Source organism: Pedobacter heparinus, assembly GCF_032678725.1.
Lineage (GTDB): Bacteria > Bacteroidota > Bacteroidia > Sphingobacteriales > Sphingobacteriaceae > Pedobacter > Pedobacter heparinus_A.
On record NZ_JAVTSC010000002.1, the window covers coordinates 250,948 to 275,245 of the forward strand.

Consider the following 24,298-nt stretch of genomic DNA (forward strand, 5'->3'; position numbering starts at 1 on the left):
TGGTTGAAACTTTGTTACATTTAAAGACCGCCATAAATCTTACCTTTGCATGGTGAACATTCGCGACCTGATCAGCAGATACAAGACAGACGAGCGTATTGTGGCATTGGCAAAGGCTCTTAACGCCGGTAAAGGCACCAAACTTCAATTAAAAGGTTTAGTAGGTTCTGCCGATGCAACAATTGCAATGGCTACCTATTTCCTTTTGCACAAGCCACAGCTCTTTATACTCCCGGACAGGGAAGAAGCCTCCTATTTTTTGGCCGACCTGGAAAGTATCCTCGATAAAGAGATTTTGCTCTTTCCTTCCTCCTTCCGCAAAGCCTTCGATTTTACGCAGGTGGATACCGCCAATGTACTCGCCCGGGCCGAAGTATTGAATGAACTAAATCACCAATCTGAATACGGTAAAATTGTGGTTTCCTACCCGGAAGCCATTGCAGAAAAAGTGATAGACCGCAAAGTACTCGAAAAAAACACCCTCGAAATTAGCTTAAACACCAAACTGGGCATTGATTTCATCAATGAATTTTTAATCGATTACGACTTTAACCGAACCGATTTTGTCTACGAGCCAGGTCAATTTTCCATACGTGGCGGCATTGTAGACATCTTTTCCTTCTCACACGACCTGCCTTACCGCATCGAGTTTTTTGGAGATATTGTAGAAAGCATCCGAACCTTTGAAATAGAAAGCCAGCTTTCGGTAGAAGATGTAAAAACGCTTACCATCATACCCAATGTACAATCCAAATACCTGACCGAAAACAACATCAGTATCCTGGATTATATCGAAAAGGATACCCAGGTTTGGTTTAAAGATGTAGAATTTACTTTAGACATTGTTAAAAGCGGCTATAAAAAAGCCGTCGAACTCTGGAAAGCCCTGCCATCCAAAGAAAAACAGGAAAACCAGGACTGGATAGACCCTAAATTTGCTTTTACAGACGAGAAAATGATGGGCGATATGTTCCATGACTTTCCTCTTGTAGAGTTCGGAAAGCAGTTCTTTTATAAAACTGATCACATTTTTCAATTCGAAACAAAGCCTCAGCCATCTTTCAACAAAGACTTCAGCTTGCTGATCCATAACCTCAAAGAGAATGAAAAACAAGGCATACATAACTTCATTTTTAGCGCTTCTGTTAAACAGACAGAACGTTTATATGCCATTCTGGATGACATCGACAAAACAGCCAAATTTACGCCGGTAAACATCCCGTTGAGGGAAGGTTTTGTAGATGCCAAGCAGAAAGTTGCCTTTTATACAGATCACCAGATCTTTGACCGTTTTTATAAATACAAGCTAAAAAGAGGTTATCAGCGCAGTCAGGCCATTACGCTAAAAGAACTGAGGGACCTGAAACCAGGTGATTTTGTTACACATATCGACCATGGAATAGGTAAGTATGCCGGTCTTGAAAAAGTAGAGGTAAATGGCAAGACCCAGGAAATGATCCGGCTGGTCTATGCAGACAACGACCTGCTGTATGTTAATATCAATTCCCTTAACCGCATCGCTAAATACAGCGGGAAAGATGGCACAGCGCCAAAAATGAACAAGTTGGGGACTGAGGCCTGGGACAAACTTAAAAAAACCACTAAAAAAAAAGTTAAAGACATTGCCCGCGACCTGATCAAGTTATACGCGTTGAGAAAATCGCAGGTAGGAACCGCTTTTGCACCTGACGGCTACCTGGAAACCGAACTGGAAGCCTCCTTTATTTATGAGGATACTCCCGATCAGGAAAAAGCTACCGCTGATGTAAAAAAGGACATGGAAGCCCCGCATCCTATGGACCGGCTAGTTTGCGGTGATGTTGGTTTTGGAAAAACTGAAATCGCCATCAGGGCCGCTTTTAAAGCCGTCGCTAACGGCAAGCAGGCCGCGGTTCTGGTGCCAACCACCATCCTGGCCCTGCAACACTTCAAAACTTTTTCCAGCCGCTTAAAAGATTTTCCCTGCACAGTAGATTACATCAACCGTTTTAAAACCAGCAAACAGATCAAAGAAACCCTGGCTAAAGTGGCTGAAGGTAAGGTAGACATCATCATCGGCACGCACCGTTTGCTTAGTAAAGATGTAAAATTCAAAGACCTGGGCATCATGATCATTGACGAGGAACAGAAATTTGGTGTATCCTCCAAAGAGAAGCTCCGGGCCTTAAGGGTAAATGTAGATACCTTAACCCTAACCGCAACTCCAATACCCAGGACCCTGCATTTCTCGTTAATGGGCGCACGTGACCTTTCCATCATGAGCACCCCGCCACCAAACCGGCAGGCCGTAAACACGGAATTACACGTATTTAATGATAAACTCATCCAGGAAGCGATTCAGTTTGAACTGGACAGGGGCGGACAGGTGTTTTTTATCCACAACCGGGTACACGATCTGCCGCAACTCGGCGGCCTGATCAAAACCCTGGTACCAAAAGCACGCATAGGCATTGCCCACGGGCAATTGGATGGCGATCAGCTCGAAGACGTGATGCTCGATTTCATCAACGGGGAAAAAGATGTTTTAGTAGCCACCACAATTATCGAGGCCGGGCTTGACATCCCAAATGCCAATACCATCATCATCAACCATGCCCATATGTTCGGGCTGAGCGACCTGCACCAGATGCGCGGCAGGGTAGGCCGGTCCAATAAAAAGGCTTTCTGCTACTTACTGAGCCCACCTTTAAGCACCCTTACCTCCGAAGCCCGCAAACGCCTCAGCGCAATTGAAGAGTTTTCAGACCTTGGAAGCGGTTTTAATATTGCGATGAGGGATTTAGACATCCGGGGCAGCGGAAACCTCTTAGGCGCCGAGCAAAGTGGCTTTATTGCCGAAATAGGTTTCGAGATGTACCATAAGATACTCGATGAAGCCATTCAGGAGCTGAAGACCGATGAGTTTAAAGATTTGTTTAAAGATGAGCCCTTACGCCCTTTTGTAAATTTTACCCAGGTAGATACCGACCTGGAGCTTTATATTCCGGATGATTATGTGACCAACATTACCGAAAGGTATAACCTGTATACAGAACTTTCAAAAATTGAGGATGAAATCCAGCTCAAAGCCTTTGAAAAAAGCTTAAAAGACAGGTTTGGACCAGTTCCTGAACCTGTTAAAACCATGCTGAATGTATTGCGGCTGCAATGGGTAGCCAAAAAACTGGCCTTCGAAAAGATAAACTTTAAAAAAGGGGTTCTACGTGGCTATTTCATTACGGATAAACAATCCTCATTTTTTGATTCTACCATGTTCAATAAAATATTGCATTTTGCGCAGATCCATCCGCGATTGTGTAACCTCAAAGAGGTTAAAGATTCGCTACGTATTGCATTCGATAACCTGAATACCATTGATGAAGCGGTAGAGATGCTGGAAATGGTGGCCAAATAAAAAATAAGATGAACCCTAAACTGTTACAAGACCTGGTTACCATGCAAATGCCCTTTGGAAAATATAAAGGCCGCCTGTTATGCGACCTTCCCGAATCTTACCTGATCTGGTTTCACAGAGAAGGCTGGCCACCGGGCAAACTCGGAGAAATGATCGCCACGCTTTACGAGATCAAGCTCAACGGTCTGGAATACTTGTTGCAGCCATTAAAAAAGAATAAGCCCTTTTAATTCAATATCAGATACAGGTAGGCGTATACAACTGGTGCCGACAGTAAAAGACCATCAAAACGGTCTAAAAAACCACCATGCCCAGGCAGTATATTCCCAGAATCTTTTACGTTAAGACTACGTTTTAACATCGACTCTACAAGATCGCCGAGTGTACCAAAGCAAACAATTAACACCGCCATTCCCCCCCATACCAGTGGGTTGATCTCTTTAAAAAACAAAGAAATCAGGTAAGAAGCCAATATGCTGGTAAACATCCCACCGAAAAAACCCTCCCATGATTTTTTTGGAGAATGACGCTCAAATAGACGTGTTTTCCCAAATTTAACCCCAAAAAGGTAAGCTCCGGTATCACTGGCCCACAACATCAGTAAAAAGGCAAGTGGTAAATGGAAACTATATGTCGCCTGTTCCTGTATAAATCCAAGCGAATAAAAGAAACAAAAAGGCAGCGTCACATAAATAAAGCCCACAAAGGTGTAAGAAATATTAGAAAAAGGTATTTTCTCTTTTTTATACAATTCGCTGATGAACACCGAGAAAATCAAAGGCACAATCAGGAGCATAAATTTAGTTTCAAATTGTAACAGGTGATACCCGGCTGTCATTGAAAAGATCAATGCAGCGGCAAATAGCGCAATGTTCCGGTGCGGTCGTATGCCTGCTGTTTTTATCATGGAAAAGAATTCCAGCAAAGCTGCAAGGCTTAGTATCAGGTAAAAGCAGGTAAAAGCATAAGCCCCTAAAAAAATGGAGCCCAGCATCGCAATGGTAAAAAAGACAGCAGTTATCGCTCTTGTTTTCATCTGGCTTGTTTTTTAAAATATCGGAACAGCAAAAAAGTCAATCCTGCACTGATTACATAACCATACCAGGCAATATTCATCGTTTTATCGGATTCAGACAAAGGTATATTGTTTTTTTGCATATACCACGCTGCACATACTGCATATCCGTTATTTAAAAAATGACCAAACATGGCATACCATAAACTTCCGCTCCAGAAATAGATGTATCCAAAGGCAGCCCCCAATAACAGTCGAGGTAAAAAGCCATAAAACTGAACATGAATGGCGCTGAATATAAAGGCCGAAAGCCATATGGCAAGGTGTGGATTGTGGAACATCCTGCCAAAAATACGTTGTAAACCAGCCCTGAACAGGAGTTCTTCCGCCACTGCCGGCAATAAGGCGATCATCCCTATATTCAGCAGGAACATGCCTATATGATCCATTTTTAACAGCGCAATGGTCATTTTCATCCCCTGATCCTCTGCGGCTTTCATCCAGGCTTCCAGCCCCTTCAAAGCAGCAGGAAATTTCATTTGCTGATTAAACTGTGTAAGCCATTCCAAAACGGGCAGGGAACAGGCCATCATTACCAAAACGAGCAATAAAAGCCCTGCGGTAGGCCTTTTAAATCCATAAAAGCCATGAATAGCGCTACCCTCAGTTTTGGCAAGCAGCAAGGCGGGCACCAAAAATAAGCCCAGTTGCTGGGCGGTGATCAGTATCCTTTGTGCAGGCAGGTAATAGACATCCGTACTGCTCAGCCAGTCCATATTTTGCAGCATTTCTCCACCATATTTCAAATATATCAATGCAAAACCTATTGCTGGAAAAACAAGCAGGCCCAGAAAAGCATAAAAACACAGCATCAGCAGTTGTATAAAAGGACTATTCTCTTCTTTAATTTCTTTCATTTACCTGCCTTTTTATTTTCATTCTTCCAAGATTTGCCGGCCAGCAAAATAGTTAATTAACTATTTTAGCTAAGTTTTGTACCTTTGTGCCGTGAATTTTGGGTTGAAGATAGAAAAATGTCTGTAAAAATAGGAAATATTGATCTGGGAGAATTTCCCTTATTGCTTGCACCAATGGAGGATGTAAGCGATCCTCCTTTCCGTTTTGTATGCAAACAAAGTGGTGTGGATATGATGTATACAGAGTTTATTTCATCAGAAGGGCTCATCAGAGATGCGGCTAAAAGCAGGGCCAAGCTGGATATTTTTGAGTATGAAAGGCCAATAGGCATACAAATATTTGGAAGCGAGATAGACCACATGCGTGAAGCAACTGAAATAGCTACGCTTGCCGGCCCTGATTTGATGGACATCAATTATGGTTGTCCAGTTAAAAATGTTGCCTGCAGGGGTGCTGGCGCCAGCCTGCTTCAGGATATAGATAAAATGGTGAAGATGACAGCAGCGGTAGTAAAAGCCACTCATTTGCCAGTTACCGTTAAAACCCGTCTGGGCTGGGACGACAACACCAAAAATGTAGAAGAAGTTGCGGAGCGTTTACAGGACATCGGCATTCAGGCTTTAACCATTCACGGCCGTACCAGGGCACAATTGTATAAGGGAGAGGCCGACTGGACACTGATACGTGAGATCAAACGGAACCCAAGAATTAAAATACCTATTTTTGGCAATGGCGATGTTGACAGTATCCGTAAAGCGGCAGACTGGCGGCTGGAATACGAAATAGATGGCATCATGATTGGCAGGGCAGCCATAGGTTATCCCTGGATATTCAGAGAGATCAGGCATTTCTTTAACACGGGCGAAATATTGCCAGGGCCAACCCTGGAAGAACGTGTTTCTGTATGCCGCACACACTTTGACAAATCCATTGCCTGGAAAGGTCCAAGAGTAGGTATCTTTGAGATGAGACGACATTATGCCAACTATTTTAAAGGTATTCCGGATTTTAAAACCTACAGAATGCAATTGGTTAAAGAAGAAAATATTGATACTATTCACAGTATTTTAGATGAAATAGCAGAAAAATATCAACATATTTACCCCGCCGGTGAAATGGCTTGATTTTTGAAAACTATTTATTAAATTATGAGTTAAAATGATTACAGCTATTACGTTAGGCGTTAAAATTTCAGTCGAAACAACTTATCAGGAAGAACATTCCAATCCGGCTAATGCACATTTTATGTTTGCTTACCGCATTACCATTGAAAACCTGACCGATTACGCTGTACAGCTTAAAAGGAGACAATGGTTTATATTTGATTCCAATGGCACACAAAGAGAAGTAGAAGGAGAGGGTGTTGTGGGTGAACAGCCAATCATTGAGCCAGGTTCCAGCCATTCCTATGTATCAGGTTGTAATTTAAACACTGACATGGGTACCATGAGTGGAAATTACCTGATGTACCGTATTGCAGATGACAGGGACTTCATAGTAGATATCCCTGAATTTGAGCTGATTGTTCCTTATCGCTTAAATTAACCTATCTGCTTCGTCCAAATAGTATAGAAACATAATAAAACAGGTTTGCAAGTGCACCCAAAGCTGCGATAACATAAGTCATAGCAGCCCACCAGAGGGCATCTTTAGCCTGCGTGTGTTCTTCGGTAGTATACAATACACTTTTATTGTTTTTAAGCCAAAGCAGGGCTCTTCTGCTGGCATCAAACTCAACCGGCAGGGTGATGATACTAAATAAAGTAATCAGAGCCAGTCCAAGAACGCCAATCCCCAAAACAAAAGGATTAAAAGTAAAAGCAATCAGCAATACCCCGGCAATCAGTACCCATTGCAACAGGTTAGAAGTGATGCTGACCACAGGTACCATGTTTGATCTCAGCTGTAACCAATGGTAAGATTTTGCATGCTGTACAGCATGGCCACATTCATGGGCAGCAACTGCAGCAGCGGCAACACTTCGCCCATAATATACATCTGTACTTAAGTTAACCGTTTTATCTTCAGGATTATAATGATCTGATAAAGCTTTGTCAGTGCTCATCACCTTTACGTCAAAAATTCCATTATCCTGCAGCATCTTCTCAGCCACCTCCTTACCCGAAAACCCTGAATTTAACTGCATTTCAGCGTATTTTGAAAACCTGTTTCTAAAACGCCACTGCACAAACATGCTAATCATCAGTATCGGAATTATCAAAACAAAATAAGTTCCCATTTTATTTAAAGAATGTTTCAGTCATTATGAATCAAAAAGTGTTCCTAATTTAATTATTTTAAAAAAAAGCCTCAAATGAGGTAAGAACGGCCTGCAAGCTAAGTACCCTTCTCATCTGTAGGTTAAACTAAGCAGGTAGCTTTACACCATATTTACTATTTATTTTTGCAATACAGACTTATTATCATGATATTTGATAATAATATTAGTATGGAAACCATAGGAATTACATTATTGATCATCATTCTGATCACCCTCATCTTTATCCTGTTTAGAAAGCTTGCTGCTGATAAAAATCAGCTGGAACTTTTAGCACTCAAAGAAAATGAACATCAAAAATCATTAAACTGGTTAAAAGAAGAAAAACAAAAGCTGGAAGATGAATTGAATGACCTGCGTCAGAATTTTATTAATGAACGCAGTAAAGTGATCAAGGCAGAAGAAAATTTACTTGCCCAAGGGCAAAGGCATGCAGAACAGGAGAAATATATTATTGAACTTCAACAGCGTTTTAAACTGGAATTTGAACATATAGCCAGTAAAATACTGGAAGAAAAATCAGAAAAATTTACCCTGCAGAACAGGACCAACCTGGACATCATTTTAAATCCGCTGAAAGAGAATATCAAAGCTTTTGAAGACAAGGTTGAAAAAGTATACAAAGCCGAATCTGATGAACGTAATGTTTTAAAAGGAGTAATTGCCCAGCTGATGGACCAGAGCAAGCAAATCCAGGAAGAAGCTAATAATCTAACCAAAGCCCTTAAGGGTGACGCTAAAAAACAAGGAAACTGGGGTGAAATTATATTAGAGCGCGTTTTAGAACGTTCAGGTCTGATTAAAGACCGGGAGTACCGCATACAAACCAGTTTAAGCTCAGCTGAGGGCTCCAGAATGCAGCCGGATGTAATTATTGACCTTCCGGACGATAAACACATTATCGTTGATGCTAAGGTCTCTCTGGTTGCTTACGAACGACTGGTTGCTGCAGATACAGACCAGGAAAGAGAACTTCAGCTCAAACAACATTTGATTTCTATAAAAACACATATACAAGGTCTATCCGGAAAAAATTATCATGAACTCTACCAGATCAACTCTCCCGATTTTGTACTGCTTTTTATCCCGATCGAATCATCTTTTGGAATTGCAGTGCAGCAGGACGCCGAACTGTTCAATTATGCCTGGGACAGGAAAGTAGTCATTGTAAGTCCTTCTACCTTACTGGCCACTTTACGTACCATATCCAGCATCTGGAAACAGGAAAGACAAAACAGGAACGTATTGGAAATAGCCCGGTTAAGCGGCAGTATGTACGATAAATTCGTAGGTTTCTTAACCGACATGGAGAGCATTGGCCGGAACATAAAACTAAGTCAGGATGCTTATGATAAAGCAATTAACAAGTTATCCACAGGAACAGGTAACCTCTCCAATACCTCTGAAAAGATCAAAAAATTAGGTGCCAAAGCCACTAAACAGATTGACAGCAAGTTTTTAGACCCTGTTTTACCTGAAGAGGAGGAATTATAACTTAAAAGCGTTCCAGCCCTGCGCTTTCAGTTCATGTACTACATTAGATTTAGAAATCATTTTACATCCCGAATTTCGATCCGTAATGTGCCCGATGATACTGATGTCTACATCGTGTTTGAGCTTATCGTAGTCGGCTTGTTTAATGGTAAATAATAATTCATAATCCTCCCCACCATTTAATGCGCAAACGGTAGGGTCAAGGCCCAGTTCTCTTGCGGTCTCATAAGTCATGGGATCAATGGGCAATTTATCTTCATATAAAGTAGCTCCCTTTTCCGATTGCTGGCAGATGTGTAAAACCTCTGAAGCCAGTCCGTCAGAAACATCAATCATCGCCGTAGGAACAATATCCATTTGCGCCAGCAGGTCCACAATATCCCTTCTTCCCTCAGGTTTCAGCTGACGTTCTATAATGTAATCCTTTCCCTCCAGATCAGGCTGAATACCAGGATTTTCCAGAAATATCTGTTTTTCCCTCTCCAGGATTTGCAGGCCCACATAAGCACCACCCAGATCTCCTGTTACACAGATCAGATCTCCTTCTCCGGCACCATTTCTATACACCACATCTTTCTTTTCCGCATAACCAATACTGGTCACACTAATTACCAATCCCTGCTTACTCGATGAGGTATCCCCACCAATCAGGTCAATGTTAAACTTATCACAGGCCAGTTGTATCCCTTTGTAAATTTCCTCCACAGCTTCGAGCGGAAATTTGCTCGACAAACCAATAGAAACCGTTACCTGGGTAGCAATCCCATTCATGGCATAAATGTCACTCAGGTTCACCTGTATAGCTTTGTACCCCAGATGCATCAGGGGTACGTAAGCCAGATCGAAATGAATGCCTTCCAGTAACAGATCTGTAGAAATTAAAACCTCTTTATTTTCAAAGTTTAATACAGCAGCATCATCACCAATACCTTTAATACTGCTTTCATGCTTTATTTTGAATTGATCCGTCAGGTGTTTGATCAACCCAAATTCTCCCAGTTCAGCAATATCGGTACGCTCTTTATTCTCAAACATTATCTTATTCTATTACAATCAATTAACAGGTTATCCACAACTATTTACCATACATAACCCAAAATATCTAATTACAAGCCCAGACTCGCTGATATTTCCAGCATTCTTTCAATAGGTTTACGTGCCTGGACAATAATATCAGCAGGTACAGTAACCTCTGGCAGTCCGTTTTTTATACAGAGATACAATTTTTCCAGGGTATTTCTTTTCATATACGGGCAATCGTTACAGGCACAACTGTTGTTTGGTGGCGCAGGAATAAAGGTCTTAGCCGGATTAGCTTTCTCCATCTGGTGGATGATCCCACTTTCGGTAGCCACAATGAACTCCTGGGCATCGTTATTGATCGTATATTTCAGCAAACCAGTGGTAGATCCAATATAATCAGCCATTTTTAATACTGCATCCTCACATTCAGGATGTGCAATAAATTTTGCCTGCGGATGGCGCTCCTTTAATTTTGTGATCTTTTCTCTTGAAAATATTTCATGCACCATACAGGCACCATTCCATAATACCAGATCCCTACCGGTTTTTTTAGCCACCCAGGCCCCTAAATTCTTATCCGGTCCGAATATAATCTTCTGGTCTTTGGGCAAACTTTCTACAATCTGAACTGCATTCGTAGAGGTACAAACAATATCACTTAAAGCTTTGAGCTCAGCAGTACAGTTCACATAAGTAATCACCAGATGATCAGGGTATTTCTCTTTAAATTTTTTAAACAAATGAGGCGGGCAGCTATCTGCCAATGAACAGCCAGCTTTCAAATCAGGCAACAATACTGTTTTATCAGGAGAAAGAATTTTAGCAGTTTCAGCCATAAAATGAACACCCGCAAATACAATCACATCTGCTTCTGTTTTTGCTGCTTCCTGTGAAAGGCCCAAACTATCGCCTATATAATCTGCTATATCCTGAATATCAGGCTCTTGGTAATAATGAGCCAGTACAATGGCATTCTTTTCCTTTTTTAACTTTTCAATTTCTTCAAAGAGATCTAAAGTTGGATCAATATGTTCCTCTATAAAACCTTTTCTGTTTAATTCCTCTAAAGTATCCGTTTTCATCAGAATGAGTTTATTTTAACTTTTGTAAAGGTACGTAGTTTCCACACTTCAATAAATTATAATTAATTTAATATAAATAGATTTCTATTGTTTATTAGCGTGTGGATACTGTGTATAAATATCTGTTTTCTGTTCGATTATATGAGTTATTAATAATTTACTAACATTTAGATTACATTTTCATTTAAAATATCAGCTGATTTACAGCTATATATTTTACAGTCTATATTTTTATCAATACCAATATGTTTATTGTTAGTCGCGGTGGAAAAAGTTAATAAACTAGTGAATGTTGCTTAAAAATAACTCAAAATATTGTGGCAAATTGGCTTTTTAGGTTAGCTTTAAACATTCAAAAATATTTGTTCTTTTTATTTAGACATGTAATCAACAATTATATTAACGTTGTTAACAAGAGTCAGAATATGGATAATTTAATGGTATTTATAAGGTTAATAGCTGGATAAAACAGGCAGAGATTTTATAATGTATTGAAAAACAACAGCACACAAATGAGAAAAGTAGATTTTTTGGTGATAGGGTCTGGAATTGCGGGTCTGAGTTTTGCATTAAAAGCAGCTCAGCACGGTAAAGTATTGATCGTAACCAAATCCAATGAAGACGAGTCCAATACAAAATATGCACAGGGCGGAGTAGCCGTTGTGGTAGATAAGGACGATTCTTTTGAGAAACATATTGAAGATACACTGATTGCGGGTGATGGCCTGTGTGACAAGAAGGTAGTAGAGATTGTGGTTAAGGAAGGGCCACAGCGGATACAGGAAATTATCGATTATGGAATTAATTTTGATAAAAACAGAACAGGAGTTTATGATCTGGCCAAAGAGGGCGGACACTCAGAACATCGTGTATTGCACTATAAAGACGTTACAGGCTATGAAATTGAAAGTGTGTTGTTGCGTCAGATCCATCAGAATGAGAACATAGAGATATTAACACATTACTTTTGCCTGGAACTGATTACCCAGCATCACCTGGGACAACATGTGGATAAGAGCTCCGAGGATATCCGCTGTTATGGCATATATGCCTTTAATACAGAACGTAACGATGTGGAAAAAATATTGGCGAATGTGACTATCATGGCTTCCGGAGGTGCAGGCCACGTGTATTCCAGTACTACAAATCCAGTTATTGCTACGGGAGACGGAATGGCAATGGTCTATCGTGCAAAAGGAAAAGTAAGAAATATGGAGTTTATCCAGTTCCATCCTACAGCTTTATACCATCCCGGAGAATATCCGTCCTTTTTAATATCAGAAGCTGTAAGGGGTTTTGGTGGAGTACTCAGACGTAAGAACGGTGATGAATTTATGTATGAATACGATAAAAGGGGTTCTTTAGCTTCCCGGGATATTGTGGCCCGTGCAATAGATGCAGAAATGAAAAAATCGGGTGACGATTTTGTTTACCTGGATATCAGAAGCAAGAAGAAGTCCGATATTTTAACACATTTTCCTAATATTTATGCCAAATGTTTGTCAATTGGAATAGATATGACAAAGGATTTGATCCCGGTTACGCCTGCAGCGCATTATATGTGTGGCGGTATCCTGGTCGACGAATATGGAAGATCATCCATAAAGAATCTTTATGCCTGCGGGGAATGTTCCTCTACCGGATTGCATGGTGCAAACAGGCTGGCTTCTAATTCACTTTTAGAGGCCCTGGTTTTTGCGCACAGGATTTACGAGGATGCTGTCAAAGCATTTGGTAAATCTGTAATACCTGAAAATATACCCGATTGGGACGCAAAGGGCGTTACCCAATCTAACGAGGATATTCTGGTTACACATAACCTTCGTGAAACACAGAAACTGATGAGTGACTATGTAGGTATTGTCCGCTCAGATTTCCGGTTGGAACGGGCGATGAGAAGGTTGTTCCTGCTGCATGAGGAAACAGAAGAGTTTTATAAAGCAAATGAAGTTTCGGTAAAACTCTGTGAGTTGAGAAACGTCATCCAGGTTGCTTTTTTAGTCATTAAAGCTGCCATGGTAAGAAAAGAAAGCAGGGGGCTGCACTATACAACCGATTATCCGGATCATTCTCAAACTTTGACAGATACAATTTTTTAAATTATGCCAGTAATATTGCCAGTAAAAGATAAAACTCCAAAATGGGGGAATGACTGTTTCATCGCGCCAAATGCTACCATAGTTGGTGATGTACTAATGGGAAGTAATTGTTCAGTTTGGTTCAATGCAGTTATTCGCGGAGATGTAAACAGCATTACCATAGGTAATGAAACGAATATACAGGATGGAGCAGTGATCCATGCTACTTATCTCAAAGCTTCTACAATTATAGGAAGCAGGGTTTCAGTAGGTCACAATGCCATAGTACATGGCTGTATTTTGAAAGATCATATCCTTGTCGGCATGGGTGCTATTATCATGGATAATGCATTGGTAGAAGAATATTGTATCATTGCTGCTGGTGCAGTAGTGCTGGAAAATACCCGTTGTGAAAGTGGTTTTATCTATGCAGGTACACCTGCAAAAAAAATAAAGCCCATTACCGAAGAGCAAAGGGTTTTATTAAATAAATTACCTGATAATTATATCCTATATTCCGATTGGTTCAGGTAGTTATTCCTTAGGGATGGTGATCGTTTCATTTCTTTCCCAGAGGGCCCTTATAGAGAGTTCTTTGGGCTCATTCCAGATCCGCTCCGGCTGTACGCCCCGCTTTACATTTCCCGTATCCCATACCCCGTTTTTATTGGTATCGTAAGTGATGCGCAGCCAGTATTTACCAGCCTTATAGTTGGCAAATCTAACGGTAGTATCCCTCGTGATTACCAAAGTATTGGCTACGTTCTTATTCTCGTTCACCACTTCAAGGATATAACTTTTATTCAGTTCCGGGGGAACGATCTTGACAATTAATGTCCCGTAATCATCCTTATTAGCCAGTTCAAATGTCTTAATAAACTCTTTATTCTTGGTGCTGAATATGGCTGTAGCTGCACCTGCTTCAAACTTAAGCTCATAAGTTTTTTTAGGCTTCCATGGATACCTGAAATAATAGGAGAGGAGATCAGTACTGTCTTTAACCAAGGTAAAGCCTGTCCGTTCGACAGAGTCTTCCAGCAAGCTTATTTTAGTGATATCTGTACTTTCCAATGGAAAATTGAAAGTCAGTCTCAGCGGTTTATTGGGATTTAAAAGGCGACCTTCTATATTATCTGTTGCGGTTAGGGCCCTCGTATAAGTTTCTTTTTTCCCCCTCGTGATGTTTACCGTCTGCAGGTCTTTGCTCTGGTCCTTAATGGTTATTTTAGTAGAATCAAAACTAAGTTCTTTTAACCATACCTTTAAGGAATCATTGTTCCGGCTAAATTTGAACAGCTTGCCGGCATCCAATGCCGGAGGATCCGTAACTACAACTTCTGGTTTTTTTAATTTTTGGTTAAAGACAAAAGAAATGCTTCCATCTGCATTAAGTTTTCTGTCTGTTATTCTGAAGGTCTCGGCATCCTCTTTAAAAATACTTAAATTGACATTGTCCAATACTTTATCCAACAGGATGGAATCCTTCAAAAAGCCAATTTCATCGCTGGCCTGCTGATAGACCTTGTCTCCACCTTTCTCCTTAAGGGCATAGATTTTATAGGTATCCTTTCTTAGATTGTTCAATGCATAATTACCGCTGCTGTCTGTGGTAGTAAATATGGAAGGTTTACTTTTACCAAAAATAGTATCTCTTTTTATAGGCAGAATAAATACGAGCACATCCAGCTCCGGCAGCCCTGTCACAGAATTGGTCACCTTACCTTTGATGCTTAAGGAATCCAGCTGGGGCCCTGTTGAGAAAACATAAGTAAAATTTTTAACAGTATTACCTTCATTCACGTCACCAATGGCCTTACCGAAATTCAGGGTATAGGTGGTATTTTTCTCGAGGCTGTCCTGAATGCTGACCTCCAGTTTTTTTCCCTTGATCTTCAGTTGCGGTGGTTTTTCCATTTCCGGCGAAACTGAAAATTCCTTAAACTCATTTTGTATTTTAAAATACTCGTTAAATTCTATGACAATTTTTGGCGAAGTGAAATTGACCGTCAGATTTTTCGGGGTCATCTTTAAAATCTTGGGTGGTTCGGTATCTCTGGGTCCGCCCTGAGGTTGTTGCATACTCGCACAAGCATAAAAGAGTACACTTATGCAAATAAGAACAAAAAAATTCAGCAAGTTTATTACAATTCGTTTTTTAGCCATTTATGTGCGCTGTATTTAATTTATATGCTTTTTTAACCCATATCATTAAAAAATATTAAAAGTTGCTCAGATCGAATTTAAATAGGCTTGTTTAAAATGTTACTGATTTACTTGTAATTAATTAAAAATCAATGAGTTGTATCTTATTTACTGATATGAACCATTAAAACAGAGATATCAGAAGGTGAAACGCCGGAAATTCTGGAAGCTTGCCCCAGCGTTCTCGGTTTGATCTTCAGCAATTTCTCCCGCGCTTCTTTGGATAAAGATACCAATTGTGAATAATCGAAATTTGGATTGATGTCTTTATCTTCCATTTTTTGCATTTTGTTTACGATTTCCTGTTCTTTTTCAAAATAGCTTTCATACTTGATCTTAATTTCCGCCTGCTCTACAGTTTCTTTATCAAATGGATCCAGAAATTCTTTAAATGTTTCACTTACTTTTCTAACATCATTGATGCCCACTTGTGGTCTGCTTAATAAGCTAACTAATTTTACATTCTGGCTCAATGCAGATGTACCAAGCTCTTCCAGCATGCCGTTAGCCGTACTCATTTCAATGCCCTGTTTTTTAGCAAAAGCAACTATCGCATCAGAATTTTTTATCTTTTGATTTACGATTTCCAAACGCGCATCACTGATTAAGCCAAGTTGATGTGCAATAGGAGAGAGGCGAATATCGGCATTATCCTGGCGCAGCAACAAACGGTGTTCGGCCCTTGAGGTGAACATTCTGTAAGGCTCTTCTGTGCCTTTGGTCACCAGGTCGTCGATTAAAACACCGATATACGACTCCGAACGCTTCATGATCAGCTCCGCCTGGTCATTTACTTTCTGATGGGCATTAATTCCTGCTATAAAACCCTGACTAGCAGCTTCTTCGTAGCCGGTAGTTCCATTGATCTGGCCCGCAAAGAACAAATTACTAACCAATTTGGTTTCCAGGGTTAAAGAAAGCTGGGTTGGTGGAAAATAATCGTATTCTATAGCATATCCCGGGCGGAACATCTTCGCATTTTCGAAGCCGGGGATTTGTGTAAGTGCTCTATATTGTACGTCTTCGGGCAGGGAGGTAGAGAATCCATTCACGTAAATTTCACAGGTATTCCATCCCTCGGGCTCCACGAATATCTGGTGTCTTTCCCGCTCAGCAAACCTGTTAATTTTATCTTCTATGGAAGGGCAGTACCTTGGTCCAAGCCCTTTGATGCGGCCAGTGAACATGGGTGATTTTTCGAAGCCTTCTTTCAAAGTTTCATGAACCTTTGTATTGGTATAGGTAATCCAGCAGCAGCGTTGTTCTTTTGGAAGCGCTACATCGGTAAATGAAAAACGCCCCGGATTTTCATCACCCCATTGTTCTTCCATTACGCTGTAATTTAAAGACCTGCCATCTACCCGGGGTGGGGTACCGGTCTTCATCCGGCCAGCTTCAAATCCAAATGCAGTAAGCTGTTCGGTTAATCCGGTTGCTGCTTTTTCTCCGGTTCTGCCGCCCCCAAACTTTTTTTCTCCGATATGGATCAATCCGTTTAAAAAGGTACCGTTTGTGAGCACTACCGCTTTGCCTTTTATTTCTACACCTATGGCAGTTTTTACACCAACCACAGTGTTGTTTTTGATGATGAGGCTGCTGACCATGTCTTGCCAGAAGTCTACATTTGGTGTGCGTTCCAATGCCAGGCGCCACTCTTCAGCAAACCTCTTCCGGTCATTCTGTGTTCTTGGGCTCCACATGGCAGGGCCCTTGGAAAGGTTAAGCATTCTGAACTGAAGTGTTGTTTTATCGCTGATGATTCCTGAATACCCACCCATAGCATCTATCTCCCGAACGATCTGACCTTTTGCTACACCTCCCATAGCTGGATTACAGCTCATCTGCGCAATGGTTTCCATGTTCATGGTGATCAGCAAAACGGCTGATCCGAGGTTCGCTGCTGCCGCCGCCGCTTCGCAACCGGCATGGCCTCCGCCCACCACAATTACATCGTATTCTTTAAACATTTTTATTCCGTATTTATTGTTGTTCCACGTGAAACATAAATGAGATTCATATTGACCCTTTCTTGTTTCACGTGGAACATTTGTTTCGTTTTAATTTTTTACGCTTCCGAAAGGGCCAGCCAGCGCTCTGTTTTTTCTTCCAGTTCTGTATTTAAGTTTTCAATAGATTTAGTTACATTTTGCAATTCTACATAATTTGACGCGTCTATTTTAAACAGAGATACAGTCAAATCACTGATTTCAGATTCTACCTCCGCAATGCGGATTTCCAAGTCTTCCAGTTCGCGCTGTTCCTTGTAACTTAGTTTTTTTATAGGTGCGACAGGGGCAGGGCTTGCTGTATTTTGTTTTTGCTTCTGTTCCGGTTTTTCTTTAGCGGCATCTAAACTTAATCTATATTCCGAATAATTTCCATTGTAAATTCCGACTTGTCCGTTGCCCTCCATGATGAACAATTGCTCACTCATCTTGTCCAATAAATACCTGTCGTGGGAAACCAGGATCAGGATACCTGGAAAGTTCTCCAAAAATTCTTCCAGCACATTTAACGTATCAATATCCAGGTCATTGGTCGGCTCATCCAAAATTAAAAAATTGGGATTCTGCATGAGCACCTTCATCAGGTGCAGCCTTTTCTTTTCACCTCCACTCAACTTCTCTACCATTCCGTGTTGTTTTTTTGGAGGGAAGAGAAACAGGGTTAAAAGCTGTGAAGCAGAGATCGTTTGTCCATCTGCCATTTTGATGTATTCCGCATCAGATTTTACAATATCGATTACCCTTTCCTTTTCATTAAAAGCTAAACCACCCTGTTTGTAATATCCATAAACAGTGGTCTCACCGGTACCAACCTTTCCCTTTTCTGGCTGAAGGTAGCCGGTAATGATATTGAGCAATGTAGATTTTCCAGTGCCATTTTTCCCCGCTAAGCCAATCCTGTCTGCGCGTTTAAACGTATAGCTGAAATCATTGATGATGCTTTTTCCATCAAATGATTGGCCGATATGATCCAGTTCAAGTATTTTATTTCCTTGTCTGGACATTTTAACGTTTAATGTAACTTTTTGATTATCAGACCGTTGTTTGGTTTTGTTTTCTAAATCATAGAAGGCATCTATCCTGGATTGCGATTTGGTGGTGCGGGCTGCAGGCATTCTCCTCATCCATTCCAGCTCTTTCTTCAGGAGATTCTTATTTTTCTGGAAAGTACTCTCATCAGCGGCTTCCCGTTCCGATTTCTTCTCCAGGAAATAGGCATAATTTCCACTGTAGTTATAGATTTTGCCCCTGTCCAGCTCTACAATGGTATTGCATACATTGTCTAAAAAATACCGGTCGTGGGTAACCAGCAAAATGGTTTTATTTCCAGAAGTCAATAATTTTTCCAGCCATTCTATGGTGTCAATATCCAGGTGATTGGTTGGTTCGTCCAGCACATAGATTTCCGGGTCTTCTATCAACAGTTTAGCCAGTGCCAGGCGTTTTTTTTGCCCACCGGATAAGGTTGCTATTTTTTGCTGCAAATGGTTAATGCCCATCCGACTCAGGATCGTTTTGATTTCGTGCTCATATTCCCAGGCATTGTGCTCGCTCAATTCCTCATACAGGCGGTTTAAAATCTTTTCATCCGGATTTGGATCTTCTATCAGTTCCTCATATGCTTTGATCAGCTGCTGTTGTTTGTTTTCCAGAGAAAAAATAAAGTCACTGATCGAATAACCATCTGGAAAACCAGGCTCCTGGTCCAGGAAACCAATTTTGACGGATTTATTCTTTACAATCTTTCCTTCGAGAGGAGAGAACCTTTCGGCAAGAAGTTTCAGTAAGGTGCTTTTTCCGGCACCGTTAATTCCTACCAACGCTACGCGCTGCCCTGTCTGGATGCCCAGGGTTAAGTTTTTGAATAGCCATTCGTCGTGATAAGCATGGCCTAAGTTTTCGGCTGCAATAAGTGTGCTCAATTCTGTGTTTAAGATATTATAGATAAGAAATTACCACAAAAGTAAACATTAATTTCTTTGCAAGGCTTTGTGCGCCCTGGAATTTGACAGGAGCAGGTAAAATGCAGATTAAGAAGGAGTTTAAGAAAGTTTAGCGAGGTAATGATCTTCCCTACTGGTCATCTTTGACTTTGCCGCTTTTCCTTTATCTTTATAACCCAACAAATGCAGGGTTCCATGAATCATCACCCGGTGTAATTCATTGGCCACGGGCAGGTTTAAACCCTGCGCATTTTCCTGTATACGCTCAATGCTGATAAAGACATCCCCAATGATCGTTTTAAGCTCCTCTGAGTTGTCAAAGGTGATCACGTCGGTATAAGTGTCATGCTGAAGATAATCCTGGTTCATGCGCAGTAAATATTCGTCAGAGCAAAGGATGAAATTTAATTCCTGTAGCCTGTAACCTTCCTCAATAATAGCCGATTTGATCCAGTCCTTGATCAGCGTTTTCTTTTTAAGGGAATAATTGGTGTCTTCGGTAAAAAAATGAATGTTTGCTTTGGCCATCGGATCAGAATTATTGGACCGAATTTAACAATTTAAAATATTCTGCCACTTTATTTTTGTAATAGGGGTTTAAACCAGGCGGCATTTTTTGCAGCCACTCGGTTTCACTTTTTTGGATTGTTTTGAACTTTTCGAGGAACTGTTTATACGAGGGAGGCTGGTCTTTACCTGCTTTGCTTTCTCTTTTGGCATCCTGGTCTTGTTCCCTTTCTGCATTTTCTGCAGCTAACAATTTGGTCAATACCTCTTTCTGACGGTTCAGCGTCTCCTGCTCCAGCCTTTTGTTCACCAGTTCAGCCTCGGTAGCTTTCATGTCTTCAATAGTTTGGTTCAGGTTACCCAGCTTACCTTTTCCGTCCTTATTTTCTTCCCGGTTTATTTTCTGCAAAGCTTCCCTGATCATTTGCTGCTGCTGAGCCATTTTAGCAAATTCCTCACTCATTGCGCCCTTTGGTACAGCGCCCTTATTGCCCCCGTTTTGCATTTGTTCCCGGGCCTTTTGCATGCTGTTGTTCAGTTGCTGCTGCATTTGCTGCAGTTGTTTCATCCCTTGCTTTTTCCCCTTCCCCCCAGGCTTTCCGTTTTTCATCCTGTTCTGCAGCTGGTCCAGCGCCTCGCTTAACATTAAAGAAAGGTTGTTAATGGAGGTCATCGTGTACTGCTGGTTCTTATTTGCAGCAGCCGTATTTCTGTCACCCAGGTTCTCCAGGCTCTTGTCCATGTTAAAGTTGATCTTCTGCATTTCCTCATTCACTGCGGCCTCAATCTGCGGTACACGTTTACTCAAGGCAAATAGGCTGTCTGCAATCGTCTTCAAGTTGTCTTTGATCTGGCGTTGCTGCTGAACATTGGTAGTATACTGAGGATCATTGTTGTTTAAACGCCTCAGATTCAACATCACTTTTTCCTGGTCAAATGAGGTTTTAAGCAGGTTTTCCAAAAGTTGACGCAACTCTTTCGCGTTCAGATTATTTTCCATCTCTTCTGATTCCTGCTGCATTTCACCCATCTTTTTAGCCAGCTGCTCCAGTTGTTCTCCTGCTTTTTGCTGTTTTTCGGCAGCCTTTTTTCGCTCGTTCTTCTCCAATTGTTCTTCAGCGCTCTTTTGCTGTTGTTCTATGTCCTTTGTTTCCTGTTCCGGATTTTGAAAAGGATTGGGGCGTTCCAGCTGCTGGTTCTTTTCCTCCAGCTTTTTCAAATCCTTTTTCAGTTCCTCAAAGGATCTGGATAATTCTTTTTGTTTATTTTTCAGCGCATCAAGTCCTGATTCTTTAGTGACACTTTGGGCGGCCTGCTCTTTTTCTTCTTTTGCCAGCTCATGGAGCTGGTCTATGGCCTGCTGAAAATTCTGCTCAAATTCCAGCTGTTTGTAGAGCTCTAAAATGCGGTCCAGTTCATTTTTAAGGGATTTATTGTCCATTTGCATTTTAGACAACTCGTTCTGGGTCTGATCTTTATTGTTCTGGTCCATCAGTCCTTGCAGCTTCTCTAACAGGGATTTGGTTTTTTCGTCCAGCACATTGTTAAATAATTCATCTATCTGTTTTTGTTTATCTGCCAGTTCCTGTTTAATGGCGTTATTTTCTTCCTTTTCAAAAGTGTTCTTCTTGTTCAGCGTATTGATCTCTTTTACTGCTTCTTCCAGTTGTTTTTGTTTATCGAGCAGTTGTTCAATCTGCTTTTTATCATCAAAAGCAAGCTGTTTTTTATCCAGTAAGGTTTCCCCAAGCTTTTTGCTTTCTTTTTCCACTTGTCCGGCCAGTTTAATGGCTTTTTCCATTTTCTGTTTCAATAACCTGCTGCTTTCATTTATTTTTTCAGCAACTTCCTGTGCCGACGGTGGAGCAAAGACCTTAATTTCAGATTTGCTTGTTTTTGGCCCGTTTACCCCATCATTATCGGTTACTTCAAAGTAGTATTCCAGGCTTTGGCCAGGCTTTAACGAAAGCTCCTTTAAGTTCCAGAAATAAAAGAAGGGAACCTCCAGTTGCGCCTTCTTAACGGGGATCTGCCTGCTCAGTGTGCTGGTTAACTTGCCGTTCTCCCGGATGCTGTATTTAAATCTGAGCGAATTAAAACCATGGTCATCGTTAATCTTCCCTGAGAAATACAAGGATTTACTGCTCAATGAATCCGGGGCCTCCAGTACAGAAATGCCGGGAAACTGATCTTTAATCACACTCAGCTGGTGCGTCAGCGAATCTTTGCTGATCACAAAATTATTTTTGGGTACAATGCTATAGGCCGAGTTTTCGCGGAGGATACCCGAATAAGAAAAAAAATTGTTTGCGGCATTTAATACCTGTGATTTGCTGCCGAGTGTAAATATCAGCTGATCACTGTTCTTCGTTTGCAGTGTCCAGATCACCCTTGTACCTTCCGGCATGATCAGGTCTCCTGCATTTTTAAAGTGTTCTTCTTTTTTATTCAGATAAGCAGGGTAAACCAGCCTGGCGTCCACCGTCAGGATAGCCGGCCTGGGCTTAACTTCAATGGCAAAGGATTCCGAACTAAAGCCTCCTGCCGAGAAATGGAAGCGCTGGCTTTTTTGCACATTTTTAAAGGTATAATTGAAGCGCAGGTTGCTTTCTTTTTCCAGTTTATAGGTATTTATGCCGTCCGATACATACACCTCCTGGGGGATCTCATCACCGGTAAGTTTCAGTCGCAGCGCCACATCATCACCCTGCGCCACACTGAGCTGTCTGCTGAGCAGCGTAAACTCAAAAGGAGCTTTTGGTAAAATTTCCTTATTGTACTGTACAAAGCTCTGCGTCCCCTCCCTCAATATGGCCGGAGAAATAAGGGCAATGAGTAAAATAACTGATGCCGGCACCAAAAAAAACTTGATGTGTTTCCTGTTGTCGGCCAGTTTAATTGCGTTTGAAAAGGGAATGGGTTTCAATTCCGCGATCTTCTGGTCTATCCCGGCAAGAATCAGCTGACTGTTTTCGGGGGATCTGTCCGCCATGGCCTTTAATTGCAGGGTGTTCAGCAGCTTGTCTTTGACATTAAAAAAGTGGTCCCCTATCATTGCCGAGGCCTGCTCCATGCTTAGGTTTTTGCCCAGTTTAAAGTAAGACAAGGCAGGGGCGATAATCAGCAGGGCGATAGTCAGCGCCGCAACGGCGATATAGCCAAAAAATAAGGTGGTTTTTGTGCTGGTTCCGGGATGGGTATAATAGATCAGTACAAAAAGTACCAGGTATAAAGCCAGCAGCAAAGCAGCGGCGTAAATGCTGCCGCGCACAAGCTTATTGAGGTAAAACTTTTGCGTAAACTCATTAATTTTTAAAATCAGAAGTTCATAGTTGCGCTGCATCTGCTGGTGAATATAGCTTAAAGATAAGAATCAACAACGTTTTTTAATAATAACAGGAATAATAACCCGGGATTTATACAGATATTTACGATATAATAACTTTAATATTGTTTCGATTTGTTTTTATATTTTTTACTTTAGTAAAAAAACAAAACAATATGAAACACTCATCTTTACTCATTGTCTTTATGGTGATGACATTAAATGGCGTATTTGCACAAAAGAAAGGTAAAAAGATCAGCAGCTGGAACAAAAATGAGGTGATTGCCCATCGTGGCGCCTGGAAAAAACAGGGCCTTCCCGAAAATTCTATTGCCTCCTTAAGAGAAGCCGTAAGAATAGGTTGTCATGGAAGCGAATTTGATGTCCACATGACCAAAGACAATATCCTTGTGGTAAACCATGATGCCGATTTTCAGGGCATGCACATCGAAGAATCTACTTATGCCGAACTTCTGCAGAAGAAATTAAGTAACGGAGAGTCGATACCCACTGCAGAAGCCTATATCAAAGAAGGGATCAAACAAAAAGGTACCCGTCTGGTCTTTGAGATCAAACCCACCAAAAAAGGTAAAGCAGGAGACATCGCCCTTGCAGACGCCTGTGTTAACCTGGTTAAAAAGCTGAAAGCAGAAGCCTGGGTAGATTACATTAGCTTTAGCTGGGATACCATGCTAAGACTGACCGAAATTGCACCAAAAGCGCACATTGCTTATTTAAAAGGAGATAAATCACTTGAAGAGCTAAAAGCGGCAAAAATGAGTGGTGCAGATTACCATTACAGCGTTTATCAGAAAGGCGAATGGTTTAAGAAGGCAAAGGAGCTGGGCTTAACGATGAATGCCTGGACAGTAAATACTGAGCCCGAAATGAAATGGCTGCTGGACAATAATGTAGAGTTCATTACCACCAATGAGCCGGAACTGTTATTTGAAGTCATCAAAAACCACAAATAAACTCCTTTTAAAACAAAAAAGCATCGCGGGTTATCCGCGATGCTGTACAATTTATGTTT

Annotated in this window: 18 protein-coding genes; 8 read left to right on the top strand and 10 right to left on the bottom strand. The window is 41.1% G+C overall.

Going from position 1 to position 24,298, the window contains the following annotated elements:
• Positions 1-49: 49 nt before the first annotated feature.
• Positions 50-3,394: a transcription-repair coupling factor gene (gene mfd / locus R2Q85_RS04355; RefSeq protein ID WP_410478839.1), complete on the top strand. Its 3,345-nt coding sequence runs from the start codon at positions 50-52 to the stop codon at positions 3,392-3,394.
• 8 nt (positions 3,395-3,402) lie between these two features.
• Positions 3,403-3,624 carry a DUF3820 family protein gene (locus R2Q85_RS04360; protein WP_316810523.1) on the top strand — a complete coding sequence of 74 codons (222 nt, stop codon included), beginning with the start codon at positions 3,403-3,405 and terminating at the stop codon, positions 3,622-3,624.
• Here the strand turns inward: R2Q85_RS04360 and R2Q85_RS04365 are convergent.
• Positions 3,621-4,430, bottom strand: coding sequence for a phosphatidate cytidylyltransferase (locus R2Q85_RS04365; protein ID WP_316810524.1), 810 nt, complete (start codon positions 4,428-4,430; stop codon positions 3,621-3,623). The genes R2Q85_RS04360 and R2Q85_RS04365 overlap by 4 nt on opposite strands.
• Positions 4,427-5,326, bottom strand: coding sequence for a CPBP family intramembrane glutamic endopeptidase (locus R2Q85_RS04370; protein WP_316810525.1), 900 nt, complete (start codon positions 5,324-5,326; stop codon positions 4,427-4,429). Before R2Q85_RS04370 ends, R2Q85_RS04365 begins: the two co-directional genes overlap by 4 nt.
• A gap of 117 nt (positions 5,327-5,443) precedes the next feature.
• On the opposite strand from R2Q85_RS04370, the gene dusB reads away from it, so the two are divergent.
• The gene (gene dusB, locus R2Q85_RS04375; protein WP_316810526.1) at positions 5,444-6,451 is read left to right on the top strand and encodes a tRNA dihydrouridine synthase DusB; all 1,008 of its coding nucleotides are present in this window, start codon (positions 5,444-5,446) and stop codon (positions 6,449-6,451) included.
• Positions 6,452-6,485: 34 nt separating this feature from the next.
• Positions 6,486-6,872 (top strand): Co2+/Mg2+ efflux protein ApaG, encoded by a 387-nt coding sequence (apaG, locus tag R2Q85_RS04380; RefSeq protein WP_316810527.1) that lies wholly within the window; start codon positions 6,486-6,488, stop codon positions 6,870-6,872.
• Position 6,873: 1 nt separating this feature from the next.
• Here apaG and R2Q85_RS04385 read toward each other — a convergent pair whose 3' ends face one another.
• The gene (locus R2Q85_RS04385) at positions 6,874-7,566 is read right to left on the bottom strand and encodes a zinc metallopeptidase (protein ID WP_316810528.1); all 693 of its coding nucleotides are present in this window, start codon (positions 7,564-7,566) and stop codon (positions 6,874-6,876) included.
• A 210-nt stretch (positions 7,567-7,776) separates the two neighbouring features.
• Here R2Q85_RS04385 and R2Q85_RS04390 point away from each other — a divergent pair, with 210 nt between their 5' ends.
• Positions 7,777-9,099 (top strand): DNA recombination protein RmuC, encoded by a 1,323-nt coding sequence (locus R2Q85_RS04390; RefSeq protein ID WP_316810529.1) that lies wholly within the window; start codon positions 7,777-7,779, stop codon positions 9,097-9,099.
• Here R2Q85_RS04390 and thiL read toward each other — a convergent pair.
• Together thiL and nadA are read right to left on the bottom strand one after the other, a co-directional pair.
• A complete protein-coding gene (gene thiL, locus R2Q85_RS04395) occupies positions 9,094-10,134 on the bottom strand; it encodes a thiamine-phosphate kinase (protein WP_316810530.1) in 1,041 nt (346 codons plus the stop codon). The two genes, R2Q85_RS04390 and thiL, sit on opposite strands and share 6 nt — an antisense overlap.
• Positions 10,135-10,205: 71 nt before the next feature.
• Positions 10,206-11,204 (bottom strand): quinolinate synthase NadA, encoded by a 999-nt coding sequence (gene nadA, locus R2Q85_RS04400; RefSeq protein ID WP_316810531.1) that lies wholly within the window; start codon positions 11,202-11,204, stop codon positions 10,206-10,208.
• 512 nt (positions 11,205-11,716) lie between these two features.
• On the opposite strand from nadA, the gene nadB reads away from it, so the two are divergent.
• Together nadB and R2Q85_RS04410 are read left to right on the top strand one after the other, a co-directional pair.
• Complete coding sequence (gene nadB, locus R2Q85_RS04405; protein WP_316810532.1) at positions 11,717-13,303, top strand: L-aspartate oxidase; 1,587 nt, start codon at positions 11,717-11,719, stop codon at positions 13,301-13,303.
• Between the two features lie 3 nt (positions 13,304-13,306).
• Complete coding sequence (locus R2Q85_RS04410; RefSeq protein ID WP_316810533.1) at positions 13,307-13,816, top strand: gamma carbonic anhydrase family protein; 510 nt, start codon at positions 13,307-13,309, stop codon at positions 13,814-13,816.
• On the opposite strand, the gene R2Q85_RS04415 is transcribed toward R2Q85_RS04410, so the two are convergent.
• The 5 genes from R2Q85_RS04415 to R2Q85_RS04435 all read right to left on the bottom strand — a co-directional run bounded on the left by R2Q85_RS04415 (position 13,817) and on the right by R2Q85_RS04435 (position 23,283).
• Positions 13,817-15,445, bottom strand: a complete 1,629-nt coding sequence (locus tag R2Q85_RS04415; RefSeq protein ID WP_316810534.1) for an Ig-like domain-containing protein — start codon at positions 15,443-15,445, stop codon at positions 13,817-13,819.
• A gap of 143 nt (positions 15,446-15,588) precedes the next feature.
• Positions 15,589-17,451 (bottom strand): tRNA uridine-5-carboxymethylaminomethyl(34) synthesis enzyme MnmG, encoded by a 1,863-nt coding sequence (mnmG, locus tag R2Q85_RS04420; protein WP_316810535.1) that lies wholly within the window; start codon positions 17,449-17,451, stop codon positions 15,589-15,591.
• Positions 17,452-17,549: 98 nt separating this feature from the next.
• The gene (locus tag R2Q85_RS04425; RefSeq protein ID WP_316810536.1) at positions 17,550-19,412 is read right to left on the bottom strand and encodes an ABC-F family ATP-binding cassette domain-containing protein; all 1,863 of its coding nucleotides are present in this window, start codon (positions 19,410-19,412) and stop codon (positions 17,550-17,552) included.
• Between the two features lie 120 nt (positions 19,413-19,532).
• Positions 19,533-19,961 (bottom strand): rRNA maturation RNase YbeY, encoded by a 429-nt coding sequence (ybeY, locus tag R2Q85_RS04430; RefSeq protein ID WP_316810537.1) that lies wholly within the window; start codon positions 19,959-19,961, stop codon positions 19,533-19,535.
• Positions 19,962-19,971: 10 nt separating this feature from the next.
• On the bottom strand, positions 19,972-23,283 hold the full coding sequence (locus tag R2Q85_RS04435) for a DUF4175 family protein (RefSeq protein WP_316810538.1): 3,312 nt from the start codon (positions 23,281-23,283) through the stop codon (positions 19,972-19,974).
• Between the two features lie 158 nt (positions 23,284-23,441).
• Between R2Q85_RS04435 and R2Q85_RS04440 the strand changes: the two genes are divergently transcribed.
• On the top strand, positions 23,442-24,239 hold the full coding sequence (locus R2Q85_RS04440; RefSeq protein WP_316810539.1) for a glycerophosphodiester phosphodiesterase: 798 nt from the start codon (positions 23,442-23,444) through the stop codon (positions 24,237-24,239).
• The last annotated feature ends 59 nt before the right edge of the window (positions 24,240-24,298 follow it).